The organism is Streptomyces sp. NBC_00224 (assembly GCF_041435195.1).
Taxonomy (GTDB): Bacteria; Actinomycetota; Actinomycetes; order Streptomycetales; family Streptomycetaceae; genus Streptomyces.
Genome location: NZ_CP108106.1, coordinates 7,692,542 through 7,708,445, shown reverse-complemented (window position 1 = coordinate 7,708,445; position 15,904 = coordinate 7,692,542). Strand labels below are relative to the sequence as shown.

Sequence of the window (15,904 nt, the reverse complement as noted above, 5' to 3'; positions counted from 1 at the left end):
AGAGGCGCCCGACCTGGACAAAGCCCAGGTCGGGCGCCTCTTGCCGTGGATCATGACGCTCAGATCATCGGCACCGGGTACGTCGGGTACTCCACGCCGGAGACGTGCTGGACCACGCGGATGACCTGGCACGAGTAGCCGAACTCGTTGTCGTACCAGAGGTACAGGATCGCGTTGTCGCCGTCGACCTTCGTGGCGCCCGCGTCGACGATCGAGGCGTGGCGCGAGCCGACGAAGTCCATCGACACGGCGTCGGGGGCGGTGGTGAAGTCGATCTGACGCTTCAGCGGCGAGTTCAGCGAGACGTCGCGGAGGTACTCAAGGACCTCCTCGCGGGTGGTCTCGCGACCGAGCCGCAGGCTGAGGATCGCGATCGAGACGTCCGGCACCGGGACCCGGATCGAGCTGCCGGTGATCGGCGCCTTGAGCTCGGGCAGCGCCTTGGCGACGGCGGAGGCGGCACCGGTCTCGGTGATGACCATGTTGAGCGGCGCGGAGCGGCCGCGGCGGTCGGCCTTGTGGTAGTTGTCCAGCAGGTTCTGGTCGTTGGTGAACGAGTGGACGGTCTCCACGTGGCCGCGCAGCACGCCGTACTCGTCCGCCATCGCCTTCAGCGGCGGGACGATCGCGTTGGTGGTGCAGGACGCGCAGGACAGGATCTGCTCGTCCGGCTTGATCGTGTCGTGGTTGACGCCGTGCACGATGTTGGGCACGTCGCCCTTGCCGGGGGCGGTCAGGACGACCTTGTCGATACCGGGGCGCAGGTGCTTGGAGAGGCCCTCGCGGTCGCGCCACTTGCCGGTGTTGTCGATGAGGATGGCGTCCTCGATGCCGTACGCCGTGTAGTCGACCTCGGACGGGTCGTTGGCGTAGATCACCTTGATCTCGTTGCCGTTGGCGACGATGGTGCTGGTCGCCTCGTCAACGGTGATCGTGCCCTGGAACTGGCCGTGGATGGAGTCGCGGCGCAGCAGCGAGGCGCGCTTGACGATGTCCTGGTCACCGCCCTGGCGGACGACGATGGCACGCAGTCGCAGGCCGTTGCCGGAACCGGCCTTCTCGATGAGCAGGCGCGCCACGAGGCGGCCGATGCGGCCGAACCCGTAGAGGACGACGTCGCGGCCCTCGCCGCGCTCGATCTTGTTGTCACCCGTGGCGCCGATGACGGCCCCGGCGGTGAACTCCGCCACCGACAGGCCGCGGTCGTCGGCCTGGTACGTGGCGGCGAGCATGCCGATGTCGATCTGCGAGGGGCCGAGATCGAGGGTGGTGAGAGCCTGCAGGAACGGAAGCGTGTCGGTGACCGAGAGTTCCTCACCGGCGATCTGCCGGGCGAATCGGTGGGTCTTCAGGATGCTGACCACCGACTTGTTCACCAGGGAGCGGCTGTGGAGGAGGACGGTGACGTCCCGCTCCCGGTGCAGCTTCCCGATGATCGGGATCATCGACTCCGCGATCTCCTCGCGGTTCTTCCAATTGGTGAACGAGTCGTCATTGACAGTCACGAGTTTATCTTTCGAGCTAGGCGGCGCTCATATGCTAACCCGACCCCTGTTCGGCCGTTCAAGGGGTGCCGCCTAGCGCGCGGAGGTGGAGCGGACGTGCAGCTATGTGTACGGGAGCGGGGCTAGGCGATCGGCAGGCAGACCACCTGGGCCTGGAAGACGCGGTCCGCGGTCGACGTGTTGGTCATCGCGACGATCCAGTCGCTTCCCACCGTGCGAGAGGTCACCGCGGCAAGACCGCTGGGCTCGGTCCGGTAGAAGAAGCCACCGCCGGTGGGCGTCGTTCCGGTCGGGCACCTCGCGATGGCGAACTCGGTCTTACCGGGGGCGACGGTCGTCTGAACGCTGTGAACGATCCTGGGGGCCTTCGCCACGCCGGCCGGACCCTCCGGACCCGTGGCGCCCTGCTCGCCGTGGTCACCCTTATCGCCCTTGTCGCCCTTGTCTCCCTTCGGACCGGTAGGTCCCACCTGCCCCGGGTCCCCCTTATCTCCCTTGTCCCCCTTGGGGCCCACCGAGCCGTCCTTGCCCGCCGGGCCGGCGGGTCCATGCGGACCGGCCGGGCCCTGCGGTCCGACGCAGAGGACCGACTCCTCCGTACTCCGGCACTCGTCGCCGCCTCCACCAGCGGCGAAGGCCGTCGGAGCCGACAGCGCTGCCGCACCCACCACCGCGGCCACCGCCACGGCCATGCGAGCCACTCTGCGAGCGTTCATGGTCTTCTCCTTCGGCGAGGGGCACCGGGCCGCGCGCGACAGTGACGGAAACCCCACAGTTGATAACTGTGAGTGAGTGCCTGTCACGATGCCCCAGCCGCTGGGAGGCCGCCATCGGGGTACCACCAAAGGGCGGCGGCCGAAGGGTCACGCCCCCGGCTTCCGCCCCCACACGTACACCGCGTCCCCCTGCTGCAGAGCGGTCCACAGGCGCTTGGCGTCCTCGTAGCGCAGGTTGACGCAGCCGTGGGAGCCGACGCCCTCGTAGAGGTTGTTGTAGACGCCGTGGATGGCCTGGCCGCCGCTGAAGTACTGGCTGAACGTCATCGGCGAGTTGTAGAGCGTCGACCAGTCGTCCTGCTTGCGCCGTTCGACCTTGAACCAGCCCGTACGGGTGGGAAGCTCCGCCCGGCCTGACCGGATGGCGACGGGCGTGAAGACCACCTTGCCGTCCAGGGCGACCCACATGATCTGGTGGCCCAGATCGACGCAGGCGACCCGGCCCTTGCGCTCGGGGCAGCCGCGCAGCTGCTCGGGATAGTTCTGGGCCCACTCCCAGTAGAGGGCCGTGTACGTGATCGGTCCGGCGGAGCCGTCGGCCGGCACGATGAGCTGGCTCTCCTGGTACCGCTGGATCGCCAGGCAGTCGGCGGGCGACTGCGAGCCGTCCGCCTCCAGCCCCAGCAGCTGTTCGACCTCGCGCTGATACGGGCCGTCGGCCGTCGAGCACTTCAGCGGGGCGCTCCCTGGCGCCGGGGGTGCGACGGCGACGCCGTACGCGGGCAGGACGCCGACGGTCAGCGCCAGGGGCGCGGCGGGGATCAGCGCCCGCAGGGTGCGGCGGGCTCGGGGGAACTTCCACATGGCGCATACATGTGCACCGTCCGCCGAGCGCGTACCCCCGCCGGACCGAACTTCACTCTCCCGCGCCGAGGCTGAACCCCTGTCAGGGCCCTGCCGGTAACCTGTAGCCCGGTCAGGCCACGTCCCCAGAAGGGTTGTTCCGCGGTTTGAAGTGCGATAGAGCGACGATGGCCACAGCCGCGAGCCGCGAGCCGCGAGCCGCGAGCCGCGAGCCGCGAGCCGCGAGCCGCGAGCCGCGAGCCGCGAGCCGCGAGCCGCGAGCCGCGCGGCCGAATGGGACATTCGGCGCGTAGCTTCTCGGGGTGGCCATGCACCCTAGCCCGCCCCTGCGCGTCCCCGTAGGGCACGACGCCGAGCGGTGGAGCACGTTCCACGCCCGGCGGACGCTGGTCGTCGCCGCCCGCACGGTCACCTCGACCGCCCGCGTCCTGGAGTCGCTGCCCGCCCTCCTCCGCGACGACACCCGCGTGGCCGTGGTCTTCGCGTACGACCCGACGTCCGCCTTCGACAACGGCGTCCTGGAGTTGCTGCACGACTCCGGCTGCCGGGTCATGCCCTGGCGGCAGTTGGGCGAGATCGACCCCGATCTGATCGTCTCCGCCAGCGAGAACATCGACGTGCCGGAAGGCGACTGCCCCGTCCTCGTCCTGCCGCACGGCATCGGCTTCCAGAAGTTCGTACCGGACTCCCGGGCAGAGCGCAGCCGACTGTCCGGCGTGGTCCCCGACTCCCTCCTGGAGGCGGGGCGCGCCTGGCTGGCCGTGTCGCACCCGGACCAGGAAGCCCAGTTGCTCGCCAGCCACCCCAAGACCGCGGGTCGCACCCTGCTGGTGGGCGATCCGTGCTTCGACGAGCTGGTCGTGAGCATGCGGCACCGGGACGCGTACCGGGAGGCGCTGGGCGTCGGCGCCGGGCAGCGGCTGGTCATGGTGAGCTCGACCTGGGGGCGGACCTCCCTCATCGGCCGGGAGCCGGGACTGCCCGCGCGCCTGCTCGCCGCGCTGCCGTACGACGAGTACCGGGTGGGCGCGATCGTCCACCCCAATGTGTGGTCGGCGCACGGCCCCTGGCAGGTCCGTACGGCGCAGGCCACCGCGCTGGACGCGGGGCTGCTGCTGATGCCGCCGGTCCACAGCTGGCGCCCCGCGCTGGTCGCGGCCGATGTCGTGATCGGCGACCACGGTTCTGTGACGCTGTACGGGGCCGCCCTGGACAAGCCCGTACTGCTCGGCGCCTTCGGAAGCGACGCCGTGCCGGGGACCGCGGGCGCCGACCTCGCGCGCGTCGCGCCCCGGCTCGATCCGGCCGGAGACCTGCGCCGGCAGATCGAGGACGCCGTCCACGGCCATGTGCCGCAGCGGTACGCGGAGGTGGCCGGGCGGGCCTTCAGCGACTCCGGGCAGGCGCTCGCCCGTCTCCGCACCGCTCTCTACCAGCTGCTCCAACTGCCCGAGCCACCCTCACCTCCGCCCGCCGCGCTGACCCTGCTCCCGCCGGATCCCCCGTCGGCGGCGGTCACTTCATGGCGGGTGACCACCGCAGTCTCCAAGGGCGCGGGCCGGCCGGTGGTCATCGTTCACCGGTTCCCCGCCCCCCTCCGCGACGACTGGGCCGAGGGCCCGGGCCCGTACGTCCATCTGGCGTGCACCGACGAGGAACGCGACCCGCGACTGGCGGAGAGCGCGTCTGTCGTCGTCCGCGCCCGCCCGGCCGTGACGGTGGCCACGGCCCTGGACTGGATCCGGGACACGCTGACTCGGCTGCCGGGCAGCCACCTGGCCGCGACCGGCGTAGACGAGGCCGGGGCCGGGGCCGGGTGGCTGATCGGGCTTCGGGACGGGCGGGTCGTCGAAGCGGCGGCCACCGGCTCGGCCCTCGATGCGGGGCTGTTGGCGGCCGCCGTGTACGGCTGTCTGCGCGCGGGGCACCCAGTGGACGACATCACGGTGACGCTGAGGGTCGGCGGGCCGCACGACACGGACGTACGTCTGCGACCGCACTCGGCGCGGACGAGCGCGCCGCCGGCCTGACCCCCTGCTTGCCCTCCGTCTACCCCTCGCCGTCCAAGCGCTCCAACCGCTCGCGCAACCCCTGCGCCGAGGGGCTGCCGCCCGCCTCGTGGATCTCCAGGGCCCTGGTGAGGTACGGGCGGACGGCGCCGCGTGCGCCCCCGGTCCGCTCGGTGATGTCGGCCAGCTGGACCAGGGCCTGTGCCTCGTAGTGGGTGGCGTCTTGGCCCCGGAGGGTGCGTGCGGCCTCTCGCAGTGCGCGCAGGGCTTCCTGGGTGTCGCCCAGGTGGTCGTGGACGGTCCCGATGGCGGCCGTCGCCCGCGCCGCCATCCGCGCGTCCGAGCAGCCGAGCAGTTCCTCCCGCGCCCGGCCCAGCGTGACCAGGGCGTCGGTGTGGTCGCCGTGGGCGTCCTGCGCGCATCCCAGGAAGTACGCCGCGATGGCCGCGCCGCGCGCCTCTCCCGCCCGGCGGTTGAGTTCGAGGGAGCGCCGGTACGCCTCGATGGCGCGAGCGGGGTCGGCGCGGTCCCAGGACCGCCCGAGGAACTCCTGCACGGACGCCCGCAGGACGACATGGTCGGCGATCTCGGCGCAGCTGACGGCCGCTTCCAGCTCCGCGCGCGCCCGGTCGTCCTCGCCGAGGTCGAGGAGGGGCCGCGACAGCAGGCTGCGCAGCCGTGCCTCGGCCGCCGGCATCAGCTCCGCCGCCGCGGCGGCCGCGCCCAGCTCCAGGGACTCCCGCCACATGACGAGGTGGCGGTGGTGCAGGAACAGGACGGTGAAGGCCTCGGCCAACTGCCATACGTGCTCGTGCAATTGCAGCCGCGAGGCCGCCCGGAGCACCTGGAGGATGTTCGTACGCTCGGCCTCCAGCCAGTCCAGCGGCGCCGGGCCACCCGACGCGGCGAACGGGTCGGGGGTCTCCGTCAGCAGCTCGGAGAGGTCCGCGATGCGCAGGCGGTCCGCCCGGATCGCCCGGTCCGCCGAGGCGGTGAGGGCGAGGTAGTGCGTGACGACGCGCCGCGTCAGCGCCGCCCGCTCGCCGTCCGCCTCCTCCCGCTCCGCGCATGCGCGGGCGTGCAGCCGCACGAGGTCGTGCAGGCGGTACCGGCCGTCCGCGGAGCCTTCGAGCAGGCTCGCGCTCTCCAGTACGTCCAGGAGGTCCGCCGCGCGCGGAGTGTCGATTCCGGCGGCGACGGCGGCCGTCGCGGTGTCGAAGGTGCGCATCGGCGCCCACCCCAGAAGCCGGTAGAGCCGGGCCGCGTCGGGCGGCAGCATGCGGTACGACGGGCCGAGTACGGCGGACACCGGGCGCTCCCCTCGCATCGACATTCCGGCGAGCCGTCCGGTCTCGTCGGCGAGCTCCTCCGCCAGGCCGGTCATGGTCAGGCGGCGGTCGGTGAGCAGCCGGGCCGCCACCACGTGCAGCGCCACCGGAAGGCCGCCGCACAGCTCCACCAGCCGCTCGGCCGCCGACCGCTCCGCGGCCACGGCGTCCTCGCCGCAGCGGTCGGCGAGGAGTCGCATCCCGCCGTCCCCGTCCAGTGGGTCGAGTGAGATCAACCGGGCGCCGTCCAGGACCAGTTCGCCGAGTCTCCCGTGGCTGGTGACGAGCACCGCGCTGCCGGGCCCCTTGGGGACGAGTGGTCTGACCTGCGCGGGATGGCTGACGTCGTCGAGGACGACCAGCATGCGGCGCTGTGCGGAGCGCGACCGGAACAGGGCGGTGCGCTCGGCGAGCGAGCGCGGCATCCAGTCGTCGCTCACCCCGAGCGACCTGAGGCACATGGCGACGGCCTCGGAGACGTCGCCGCCGGTCTGCCCGTGCAGGCTCGCGAAGTCCACGTACATCTGGCCGTCGGGGTACAGCTCCCGGGACCTGTCCGCCCAGTGGCAGGCGGTCGCGGTCTTGCCGACGCCCGGCAGACCGTGGAGCACGCCGATCCCGATGTGTTGTGCGGCGCGGGTCCCGCCGCCCGCGAAGCACCGGTCCAGGGCCGAGAGGTCGGCCGTGCGGTTGACGAACGCGACGGTGAGGGCGGGCACCTGGTCCGGCCGCACCTCGGGCCGGGGGCGAGGCGAGTGCGGCTGTCCCGGGGCGAGTTCGTCGAGCAGCCGCCGCAACTCCCCGGCCGCGTCCGGGTCCTCCCGGAGGATCTGCAGCAGCCGCCGCGACCAGCGTTCCTCAAGGTCCGCCACAGCACGCTCGTCCCGTCCGGCGCGCGCCGCCTCCAGCTCGTCACTGGTGGCCTGGAGCTCGTCCTCGGCGTCCCCGGAGTCCTCCGCGTCCCCGGCGCCGCGCGTCCCGTCCGCGCCGTCCGCGTCTCCTCGCCGACGAGCGAGGAAGCGTCCCAACCGCTCCCTGGCCTGTGCCCAGGAGTCCGAGACCATGAGCCCGACCAGGCTCGTCGCACCCGATGCCGCGAGCGCGGTCAACTCGGCTTCCACCCGGCCCCCTTCGTGTCTCCCGCCCGTCGGGCCGGTCGACCACCACCGTAGAGAGGACGCGCGGTGTTGGACAGCCCAACGCGCGGTCCGCGGCGCCGACCCGGCTCCACCTGCCGATCGGATGAGTCCTTGGCCGAAGGGCGGTTCTTCGGCCGAAGGGCGGTTCTATTGACCAGAAACCCGAGCGGCCCTCACAGCCCCACTGGTCACACCCTGGGGCGGGTGCGACCGGACCACGGTCGCACGGGCGAAAGTCACGCCCTCCGCGCGCTGCGCACCACCCCCGGACGCTCGTTGTGATGATGTTCTTATCGTAATTACGGTGGCGATGCGGATTTCACCGCTCGGGAAAGCCGGAAACGGCAGCCCTTTCGCGCATCGCGAATCCGCTTCAGGCGCGCCTGTGAATCTCATCATCCCCAACGGGAAAAGGAGTTCCACCATGACGTACGAGCGCCCCACCCTCGCCAAGGCCGGCGGTTTCCGCAAGGTCACGGGAATCAAGGACCACGGGCCCAAGGACGTCCTCGGCGGCAAGCAGCTCCTCTGACGCGGGCGGCTCGTGACCGCCGCGCGGTGCGAGTCCTGCCGTAGGCCTGCCGGTCGCTGAACCGGCCCGGCCATCGGGTGGCGGCATCCAGCCGCCACCCGATCCCTTTGCCGTGAAGCGTGAGCCCTCCCCCTTGGACACTGCCGACCGGAGGCCATAGCCGTGCAAGAGTTCCTGTCCCTGCGGGCTCTGCCCGCCTGGTTCGCCGTCCTGCCCGATACGGACGCGGCCGCCGCCCTCGCCGCCAAAGCGCTTGCCCACGCGAACCGGAGTCTGTGCCATGCCTCCGGCCGGCCCTGGCTGGTGGGCCGTTGGGCGCCCGAGACGATCGTCGCGGCGAAGCACCGCGGCGTGCGTGTCGCCCTGATCGGGGAGCACACCGTCACGACCCAGGAGGTGCAACGCGCCGCCACCGCGACCTCCGCGGCGTCTTCCCTCACGGCGCTCGACCGCTTCGCCGCCGCCTGGACCGGCAGCTTCCACCTGGTCGCCAGTTGCGGCGGGCGGGTCCTGGTACGGGGCGGTGTCGTCGGTCTGCGGCGCGTGTTCCACACCGATCCCGCGTCGCCGGGCTCCGCGGGCGTGAGCCTGGCGTCCGACCGGGCCGATGTGCTCGCCGAACTCGTCGGCGCCGAGCTGGACGAGCACCGGCTCGCCCTCGAACTGCTCGCATCGGTGCCGTACCCGCTCTCCGGATCCCCGATGTGGCACGGCGTGCACGCCGTGCCCGGCGGCCACGGCCTCACCCTGGACGCCCGCGGCCGGGCCCGGACGACCCGCTGGTGGTCACCGCCCGAACCCGAGATCCCCCTCGCCGAGGGTGCCGTAGAACTGCGCGAGGCACTGACCGCCGCTGTCGAGGCGCGCACGCGGGGGCGCGATCTGGTGACGGCGGACCTGGGCGGGCTTGACTCCACCGCCGTGTGCTGCACCGCCGCACGCGGCGGTGCGAAGGTCGTCGCGTACACCGCCGCCCTCCACGACGAGCTCGGCGACGACGTGCACTGGGCGCAGCGGACCGTCCAGGCCCTGGAAACGATCGAGCACCACGTCGTACCGGCCGGGGAGGTGGCCATGACCTTCGACGGCATCGACGTGCTCGACGACCTCCTGGACACCCCCAGCATCCTCACGGTGGACCGCAACCGGCGCATGCACATCGTGGCGCTGGCGGCGGCCCGGGGCTCCGGGCTGCATCTGACCGGGCTGGGAGGCGACGAGCTCCTCGCCGGAACACCCGCCCGGCTGCACGCCCTGGTACGGACCCATCCCTTCATCGCCCTGCGCCACATACGCGGGTACGGCGCGAAGTACCAGTGGGCGCGGGGGCGGACGGCGCACCAGCTGCTCGACCGCCGCTCGTACCGGTCCTGGCTGGGCCGGGTCGCCCGCGACCTGACCGCGCCGCCCGTCCCCGTGCAGGAGCCGCTGCTCGACTGGTCGGTGCCGCCCAGGATGCCGCCCTGGGCCACCCCCGAGGCCGTCGAGGCGGTGCGTGCCCTGCTCCGCGACCGCCTCCGCGACGTCGGGCCACGCGGCCGGGACCACGGCGAACACCGCGAGCTGGTCGCCATGGACGGCATCTCCCAGTGGACCCGGCACATCGGGCAGATGGCCGCGCCGCTCGGGATCACCGTGGCGGCGCCGTACTACGACGACCGCGTGATCGAGGCGGCCCTCGCCGTGCGGCCGCAGGAGCGGATCACGCCCTGGCGCTACAAGCCGCTCATCGTCGAGGCCATGCGCGGCATCGTGCCGGAGGCCAGCCGTACGCGCGGCACCAAGGCCAATGCCACCTTCGAGGAAGAGGCGGGGCTGCGTCGCCACCGTGCCCGGCTGCTCGCGCTGTGCGAGGACTCCCGGCTGGCCCGGCTCGGGCTCGTCGACGAGCGGGTCCTGCGCGAGTGGTGCCGCCGCTCCCTGTCCGCGGAGACCGAGAGCTATCTGCTGCATTCGACCGTGGCCTGCGAAGTGTGGCTGCGCTCCCGGGAGATGACACCGTCCCAGGCCGGACCCACGGCCGGCCGAGAAGGGTGAGCCGATGTGCACGCTGAAGCCCGACGTCCTGCTCACCGAGACCGAGTACGGCATGGCCCTGCTCGACCAGAAGCGCGCCGAGTACTGGACCCTCAACCCCACCGCGGCACTGGTCCTGCAGACCCTGCTGGACGGCCACGGCGCCGAGCGGGCGGTGGCGAACCTGCTCGAACAGTACGACGGCGTCGACGCGGAGACGGCGGCGCGGGACGTCACGCGCATCGTGGACGACCTGAGCTCGGCGGGACTCATCGCCCCGTAAGCCCGTGGACACCATGGCCGTCCGCAGAGAATCCGCGGGTCCGCGGGTCCGCAGAGAAGAGGAACGGAATGTCGACGCCGGAAGCGGTTCCCTACGACCCTCGCTCCGTTCCGCCGGCCCGCCGGGTCGCGGCCCGGCTGGTGGTGGGCTGCGCGCATGCGCTGGCCACCCTGCCACCCGGCCGCATCCGGGCCGTCCTGGGGCTGCTGCGCAGAGGAGCCCGGCCCGCGACCCTCACCGAGGCGACGCGGGCACGGGAGACGGTGCTCGCCGTGAGCCTGGCCGCGGGCGGGCACCGGGGGTGCCTGCCCCGGTCGCTGGCCACCGTGCTGCTCTGCCGCTGCCGCGGTCAGTGGCCCACCTGGTGCGTGGGGGTGCGCACCCGTCCGCCGTTCGCCGCACACGCCTGGGTGGAGGCCGAGGGCGAACTCGTCGGCGAGGGCACCCCGGCCGACTACTTCCAGCGCTTCTTCGCCGTGGAGTGAGGCCGTGACCGCAGCGCCTCCCGTCGAGACCGGCCGCACGTCCGACGACGATCCCGCGACGGCCCGGCGGGACGAACCGCGGCGCACCTACCGGTCCGGCCACCGCGCCCTCATGGGCCACCTCCGTCCACAGCGTGCCCGCATGCTCGCCGGGGTCCTCCTCGGCCTGCTGGGCAGCCTGATGGGACTGGCGCAACCCCTCGCGGCGAAGCACGTGATGGACGACATGGGCCGCCGTGGGCACCTGGCGGCCGGCCCCGTCCTCGCGCTCAGCCTGCTGGTCGTGGCGGGCGGAATCCTCGCCGGCCTCGGCCACTATGTACTGGACCGGTCCGCCGAGTCCGTCGTCTGCGCCGCCCGCCGCCGGCTGGCCGACCGCCTCCTGCGGCTGCGTGTGCCGGTGCTGGAGCGCACCGAGCCGGGCGATCTGATCACCCGCGCCACCTCCGACACCGCGCTGCTGCGTCAGACCGCCCCCCAGGCGGTGTCGGCCGCCGTCACGGGCACGCTGATCACCGCGGCGACGCTCGTCATGATGGGGCTGCTGGACGCCGTGCTGCTCGGCGTCACGCTCGCCGTGATCGCGTTCGTGGGCGTCGTCGTCGCGGTGGTCTCCCCGCGCATCGGCCGTGCCACCCGGCACACCCAGGAGGCGGTCGGCCGCATGGCGGCCGCACTCGAACGGGCCCTGGGCGCGTTCCGTACGGTCAAGGCGTCCGGCGCCGAGCAGCGGGAGGCCGCGGTACTGCACCAGGCGGCCGAACACGCCCGCCGCACCGGTGTGCGCGCCGCCGCGTGGGAGGCGCTGTCCGCGACCGTGTCGGCGGTGGTCGTACAGATCTGCTTCCTCGTCGTACTGGGAGTGGGGGGCGCGCGGGTCACCTCCGGCGCGATCGGTGTCTCCACGCTGGTGGCCTTCCTCCTCTACCTCTTCGCGCTGGCACCCCGGATCGGCCAACTGGTGGAAGGCGTCGGCCAGTTCCAGATCGGCTCGGCCGCGGCCGCCCGCATCCGGGAGGTGGAGGAGCTGGAGGCGGAGGAACTGGAGGCAGAGGGAGTGCGCGAACGGAAGCCTCTGCCCGCCACCGTGGCGTTCCACGAGGTGCGCTTCGCCTACCGCCCGGGGCTGCCCGACGTCCACCGGCGGGTCTCCTTCACGGTTCCCGGGTACGGCCTGACCGCGTTCGTGGGGCCGTCGGGGGCGGGCAAGACCACCGCGTTCTCCCTGATCGAGCGGTTCTACGAGCCCGATGCCGGCCGTGTGTCACTGGACGGCAAGGACGTACGGGAGTGGCCGCTGGCCGAGTTGCGGGCGAACATCGGCTACGTCGAACAGGACTCCCCCGTCCTCGCGGGCACCCTGCGCGACAACCTGACGCTGGGAGTCGGCGAGGCGACGCCGGACCAGCTCCGGCACATCCTTCGACTGGCCCGGCTGGAAGGCGTGGCCGACCGTCTGCCCCACGGCCTGGACACCCACGTCGGCCATCGGGGCTGCCGGCTCTCCGGCGGCGAGCGGCAGCGCGTGGCGATCGCCCGTGCCCTGCTGCGCCGGCCGAGACTGCTCCTACTGGACGAGGCCACCTCGCAGCTCGACGCGGCCAATGAGGCGGCCCTGCGCGACACCGTCACCGACGCCGCCCGCACCACCACGGTCCTGGTGGTCGCCCACCGGCTGTCCACCGTGACGACGGCCGACCGCATCGTGGTCATGGAGGCCGGGCGCGTACGAGCGGTGGGGACCCACGCCCAGCTGATGGACAACGACAGCCTGTACCGCGAACTGGCGACGACCCAACTGCTGCACCGCTAGGGCCTGGAGACGGTGTGCGGTGGAGGGGGCCGGGCGGGCCCCGCCCCCTCCACCGGCGCGTCAGCAGCCGCTGGTGTGGATGCGGCAGGCGGTGATCAGCGCGGCGGCGTGCTCCTCGCCGCCCAGGCTCTCGGTACGGAGGTCCTCGGGCAGGACCTGGAGGGCGTCGATGTCGTGCTCCATCATGATGGGCTCCTTCGTTCGGGAGGGTGGGCCGGACCCGGGCGGGTCCGGCTGCCGGTGGCCGGGTGGCCACCGGACGTTCAGGGGTGGGCGCGTTCGCCCTCGGGCAGCCACGCGCGGGGGCCGCCGAACCGCATGCGCAGCAGCAGCGAGAGGCTTCCGCCCAGGCCGGTGGCGTACTCGGCGAGCACCGTCTTGCGGTTCTCGTCGGGCACCAGCAGACGGCCGTCGTGCAGGACCGCCTGCGCCGCCAGGTGCTCGACCAGCGACTCCGCTCCGGCGAGGTGGTGCGCGTCGCCCGTCAACTCCGCCGCGTCGAGCAGGAATTCGGCGTTGCCCGCAAGCCCGTGGCAGGTAGAGGTCGAGTCGGTCACCCTGCCTGCCCGTACGGCGAGGGCCGCGCCCTCCACCAGCTCGCGCAGGGCGTCGTCGTGCGCGCCGGTGGCCGACCAGAGCCGGACCAGGAAGGTGCCCACTCCGGACGAGCCGCTGCACCAGTGCCGGGCGAGCTCCGGGGAGTCGGCGAGGTGGCGGGCGCGGTCGACCGGCCACAGCGCACCCGCGGGCCCCCTGCGGGCCGCGGCGGCCAGCGTGGCACCCGCCTCGACGGCCGCGCCGAGGAAGCGCTCCTCCCCCGTGGCATCGGCCGCGAGCAGCAGGAAGGTGCCGACGCCGGCCACGCCGTGCGCGAAGCCGTAGTGCCAGGCTCCCGCGAGGGCGGACGCGAAGTCCTCCGGCACCGGCCAGAAGATCCCCTCCGGGGTGCGCCGGGCCGCCGCGAGCAGCCCGTCGGCGGCCCGCGTGACACGGTCGAGGAAGCGCGGGTCCCCGGTGGTGCGCCAGAAGTGCAGCTGGGCCAGACCGGATCCGGCCGCGCCGTGGCAGACGTCGGGGTTGGGCCACTCGACCGGGAGCGCCAGGGCGAGTGCGGCGGCGCGTGCGGCGAGCGCGGTGTCGTCCAGCGCCCGGGCGGCGTCCAGCAGGGCCCACGCCGTGCCCGAGCGGCCGAAGTGCAGGCCGGGGAGGTCCCCGGGCAGGGCGTCCTGCCGGTCCGCGGTCCAGTACGCGGCGGACCGCAGCCCCTCGCGCAGCGCGCCCCGCGTGACGAGTGCCGCAAGCCCAACAGGCGTCGTCTGTATGTCTGTTGTTCCTTCGGCGTCTTCGTCCCAGTGTCGCAGCGCCCGGGCCAGTACGCTCACGCCGCCCGCCGAACCGTGCTGCACGGCCACCGGGTCGCATGTCTCGCCGAACGCCTCCGAGGCCCAGAGCCGCTCGGTGTCGTGCGGACGCATGGTGGCGAGGAGGTGGGCGACACCGTCGTACAGCAGCCGCGCGCGGGTGTGCGCGGCATCGGTCGGCTCCGCGTCGGTTGACGTACGGGTGGCAGGCGGCAACACCGAGGCCGCGGGCGCCGCCTGCACCGCGACGGCGTCCGCGTCCGCCGCCGCGGACCCGGTGACGAACTGCCGCGCCCGCTCCAGCGTCCAGCGGTCGGCGGGGTCGTCCCGCATCAACCCCCGTATCAGCGGCGAGAAGCGGCGTACCAGCGGGTTGTCGCGGGCCAGCAGCCCCACAAGGCCTGCCAGGCGCTCCTCCTCCGGCCGGGCCCCGGCGCCCGGCCGGTCCGGCGCGAAGAGCGGGTCGGCGCCGCTGAGCGCGTGCAGGACCGTCGCCCCCAGGGCATACAGGTCGACGCTCGGCGCCGACGCGGGCGCCACCTGGTCCAGGGCGCGCAGTTCGGGGGCGGTGTAGCCGGGGGTGGCGCCCAGTACCCAGCGCTCGCCCTCCCGCGCCGCCATCTCCAGGTCGATCAGCAGGAGTTGGCCGTCCGGCGTGACCATCACGTTGTTGGGGTTGAAGTCGTGGAGGGTGACGCCCAGTTCATGGGCGGTGCCGACCAGTTCGACGAGCTGCCAGACCAGGGAGTCGGCCGTACGGTCGTCGGGGCAGCCGGTCCCGTCCTGGATCAGGCGCTCGGCGACGGTGCGCCGCAGGGTCGCGCCCGGTACCGACTCGGTTGCCAGGAACTCGCTGCCCTGCTGCTCGAACACCTCGACCAGGCGCGGGACCCGGTCCGGGCGGACCCTCCCGAGGCGGTCGAGCAGTGCCGCCTCCCGGCGCAGCAGGTCGCGGACGTCCAGCCCCTCCAGGCCCGCTCCCACGTGGGGCCGCGCCTGCTTGACGACGACCTGGGTGTCGGTCCTGGTGTCCTCGGCCCGGAACACCCCGCCCTTGTTGGAGTGCTGGATCGCGCCGCGTACGAGATAGCGGTCGTTCAGCAGGACCGGCTTGGCCGTGGCCTTGCTGCGGGCCGGGGCCGCCGGACGGTCGGGGAACGGGTCGCCCGCCCAGGCCGGCGGGCTGAACCAGGCGTTCCGCTCGTCGGCGACGGGGCGCCCCTCGGGGTCGGTCAGCCGCGTGGCGAAGCAGCCGTCGGCGGTGAGGTCGGGGGCGGCGGCGAACACGCCGTACCGGTAGTAGACCTGGCTCCCGGGCAGATAGCGACGGTCGGAGAGGACCGCGGGGCCGGGCAGCCCGACGGTGGCGAGGTGCAGTTCCTCGGCGAGCAGCCGGAAGTGGTCGTCGTCGGCCGGGTACACGGTGATGAACTTGCCGCCCCCACCGCGCTCGTAGCGCCCGGAGACGAGGGCCGCGACCCGGGCGGGGCTGCCCGCGAACTTGAAGGCGGCCCGGTGGGCGACGAGCACCTCGGCGGACCGGGCCAGGGCCAGGGGCGCGGAGAGCGGGGTGGCCGAGACATGGAGTTTCCAGCCCTGGGTGCGGCGGGCGGCCCCGGCGGGCACGACGTGGCACCAGAAGTCGCCCGGCTCCACGGTCCAGTCCGCTGCCCCGTCAGGCTCGGGCTCGCCCCGGAGCGCCGAACCCTCCCCGGACCGGGCGATGGCCGCGCGTACCAGATCGGGCAACAGCGCGAGGTCCGCCGGACGTTCGGCGCGTGCCCGCCGGGGCCCGGGGAGAGCCGGGAACGGGGCGGGCGGCGGTGCCGCGGGGAGGGTGGACACGCTGTTCG

At 73.2% G+C, this 15,904-nt stretch carries 12 protein-coding genes; 6 read left to right on the top strand and 6 right to left on the bottom strand.

Annotated elements, in window-relative coordinates:
* Positions 1-59: 59 nt before the first annotated feature.
* From OG965_RS34495 to OG965_RS34485, 3 genes are all read right to left on the bottom strand, one after another.
* Positions 60-1,505 carry a glyceraldehyde-3-phosphate dehydrogenase gene (locus tag OG965_RS34495; RefSeq protein ID WP_371655980.1) on the bottom strand — a complete coding sequence of 482 codons (1,446 nt, stop codon included), beginning with the start codon at positions 1,503-1,505 and terminating at the stop codon, positions 60-62.
* A 122-nt stretch (positions 1,506-1,627) separates the two neighbouring features.
* A complete protein-coding gene (locus OG965_RS34490; protein ID WP_371655979.1) occupies positions 1,628-2,221 on the bottom strand; it encodes a hypothetical protein in 594 nt (197 codons plus the stop codon).
* Between the two features lie 147 nt (positions 2,222-2,368).
* Positions 2,369-3,085, bottom strand: a complete 717-nt coding sequence (locus OG965_RS34485) for a L,D-transpeptidase (protein ID WP_371655978.1) — start codon at positions 3,083-3,085, stop codon at positions 2,369-2,371.
* 308 nt (positions 3,086-3,393) lie between these two features.
* Between OG965_RS34485 and OG965_RS34480 the strand changes: the two genes are divergently transcribed.
* Positions 3,394-5,115, top strand: coding sequence for a hypothetical protein (locus OG965_RS34480; protein WP_371657142.1), 1,722 nt, complete (start codon positions 3,394-3,396; stop codon positions 5,113-5,115).
* A 19-nt stretch (positions 5,116-5,134) separates the two neighbouring features.
* Here OG965_RS34480 and OG965_RS34475 read toward each other — a convergent pair whose 3' ends face one another.
* Entirely contained in the window at positions 5,135-7,543 is a 2,409-nt protein-coding gene (locus OG965_RS34475; RefSeq protein ID WP_371655977.1) for an NB-ARC domain-containing protein, read from the bottom strand.
* Positions 7,544-7,985: 442 nt separating this feature from the next.
* Here OG965_RS34475 and OG965_RS34470 point away from each other — a divergent pair, with 442 nt between their 5' ends.
* From OG965_RS34470 to OG965_RS34450, 5 genes are all read left to right on the top strand, one after another.
* Positions 7,986-8,093 (top strand): keywimysin-related RiPP, encoded by a 108-nt coding sequence (locus OG965_RS34470; protein WP_371655976.1) that lies wholly within the window; start codon positions 7,986-7,988, stop codon positions 8,091-8,093.
* Between the two features lie 162 nt (positions 8,094-8,255).
* On the top strand, positions 8,256-10,130 hold the full coding sequence (locus OG965_RS34465) for a lasso peptide isopeptide bond-forming cyclase (protein ID WP_371655975.1): 1,875 nt from the start codon (positions 8,256-8,258) through the stop codon (positions 10,128-10,130).
* 4 nt (positions 10,131-10,134) lie between these two features.
* The gene (locus tag OG965_RS34460) at positions 10,135-10,392 is read left to right on the top strand and encodes a lasso peptide biosynthesis PqqD family chaperone (protein WP_371655974.1); all 258 of its coding nucleotides are present in this window, start codon (positions 10,135-10,137) and stop codon (positions 10,390-10,392) included.
* A 68-nt stretch (positions 10,393-10,460) separates the two neighbouring features.
* Positions 10,461-10,877, top strand: a complete 417-nt coding sequence (locus OG965_RS34455) for a lasso peptide biosynthesis B2 protein (protein WP_371655973.1) — start codon at positions 10,461-10,463, stop codon at positions 10,875-10,877.
* Positions 10,878-10,881: 4 nt separating this feature from the next.
* The gene (locus OG965_RS34450; RefSeq protein WP_371655972.1) at positions 10,882-12,690 is read left to right on the top strand and encodes an ABC transporter ATP-binding protein; all 1,809 of its coding nucleotides are present in this window, start codon (positions 10,882-10,884) and stop codon (positions 12,688-12,690) included.
* 60 nt (positions 12,691-12,750) lie between these two features.
* Here OG965_RS34450 and OG965_RS34445 read toward each other — a convergent pair whose 3' ends face one another.
* The gene (locus OG965_RS34445) at positions 12,751-12,876 is read right to left on the bottom strand and encodes an ALQxL family class IV lanthipeptide (RefSeq protein ID WP_371655971.1); all 126 of its coding nucleotides are present in this window, start codon (positions 12,874-12,876) and stop codon (positions 12,751-12,753) included.
* Positions 12,877-12,953: 77 nt separating this feature from the next.
* Entirely contained in the window at positions 12,954-15,896 is a 2,943-nt protein-coding gene (lanL, locus tag OG965_RS34440) for a class IV lanthionine synthetase LanL (protein WP_371655970.1), read from the bottom strand.
* Positions 15,897-15,904: the final 8 nt, after the last annotated feature.

Coding starts and splice junctions, on each gene's coding strand:
- OG965_RS34460 (WP_371655974.1), top strand. CDS start 10,135: ATGTGCACGCTGAAGCCCGACGTCCTGCTCACCGAGACCGAGTACGGC.
- OG965_RS34490 (WP_371655979.1), bottom strand. CDS start 2,221: ATGAACGCTCGCAGAGTGGCTCGCATGGCCGTGGCGGTGGCCGCGGTG.
- OG965_RS34485 (WP_371655978.1), bottom strand. CDS start 3,085: ATGTGGAAGTTCCCCCGAGCCCGCCGCACCCTGCGGGCGCTGATCCCC.
- OG965_RS34480 (WP_371657142.1), top strand. CDS start 3,394: ATGCACCCTAGCCCGCCCCTGCGCGTCCCCGTAGGGCACGACGCCGAG.
- OG965_RS34455 (WP_371655973.1), top strand. CDS start 10,461: ATGTCGACGCCGGAAGCGGTTCCCTACGACCCTCGCTCCGTTCCGCCG.
- OG965_RS34445 (WP_371655971.1), bottom strand. CDS start 12,876: ATGATGGAGCACGACATCGACGCCCTCCAGGTCCTGCCCGAGGACCTC.
- OG965_RS34470 (WP_371655976.1), top strand. CDS start 7,986: ATGACGTACGAGCGCCCCACCCTCGCCAAGGCCGGCGGTTTCCGCAAG.